The sequence below is a fragment of the Acinetobacter sp. 228 genome, assembly GCF_048147885.1.
In genome coordinates, this window is sequence record NZ_JAYWYV010000547.1 from 1 (window position 1) to 1075 (window position 1075).

Sequence of the window (1075 nt, forward strand, 5' to 3'; positions counted from 1 at the left end):
CAAAGCTTCTCTTTTTTTATGGTTTTTAAAGAAATCTAAAGACTAGAACATGATTTGCTTAAGTCGACTACACAAGCTAGGATTACAAAGTTGTATAAGTGAATCAGCATATTACATGTATATGATGAATTTGAATATCAATATGAAAAAACAAGCAAAAGGAATCGGTTTTAAATCACTATAATGCATAACTAATGCTATAAGCCATATAAAGGCTTGTGGTTGGACTATTTATCACGAAAAATTGGAGTTGTTATGGCACTCGTTCCTCCACATGGTCTTCTAAGTGGTGGTGTAATACCGCTTCTAGATTTTATGGGCAAAATGGATAGAGAAGGGCGTGTTCATGACTGAATCAAGACTTACACATCTCAAGCAACTTGAAGCTGAGAGTATTCATATTATCCGTGAAGTAGCCGCAGAATTTGAAAATCCAGTCATGCTTTACTCAATTGGTAAAGACTCGGCTGTGATGCTTCATCTTGCATTGAAGGCATTTTATCCTGCAAAACTTCCTTTCCCTTTATTACATGTTGATACGGGCTGGAAGTTTAAAGACATGATCGCGTTTCGCGATAACATGGCAAAAACACATGGTTTTGATTTAATTGTTCATCAGAATAAAGAAGGCCGTGAAGCAGGAATCAACCCATTTGATCATGGCAGTTCGAAATATACGGATATTATGAAAACCCAAGCTTTAAAACAGGCTTTGGATAAATATCAGTTCGATGCTGCTTTTGGTGGGGCGCGCCGTGACGAAGAAAAATCACGTGCGAAAGAGCGTGTGTATTCATTCCGTGATAGTAAACATCGTTGGGATCCTAAAAACCAACGTCCTGAACTTTGGAATCTTTACAACGGTAAAGTGAACAAAGGCGAAAGTATTCGTGTATTCCCGTTATCAAACTGGACAGAGTTGGATATCTGGCAATATATCTATTTAGAAAATATTCAAATTGTTCCTCTTTATTTCTCTGCTGTTCGTCCTGTGGTTGAGCGTAGTGGTACGCTAATCATGGTTGATGATGAACGTATGCGCTTAAAAGAGGGTGAAGTTCCACAAATGAAGTCT

Annotated in this window: 2 protein-coding genes; both read left to right on the plus strand. The window is 37.9% G+C overall.

Annotated features, from left to right (window positions below; all coding sequences use genetic code 11):
• The first annotated feature begins 222 nt into the window (after positions 1–222).
• Positions 223–354, plus strand: a complete 132-nt coding sequence (locus VXQ92_RS20665; RefSeq protein ID WP_002011285.1) for a hypothetical protein — start codon at positions 223–225, stop codon at positions 352–354.
• Positions 347–1075 (plus strand): sulfate adenylyltransferase subunit CysD (gene cysD, locus VXQ92_RS20670; protein WP_416683035.1); only part of this gene is annotated, 729 nt, incomplete at its 3' end. The genes VXQ92_RS20665 and cysD, both read left to right, overlap by 8 nt.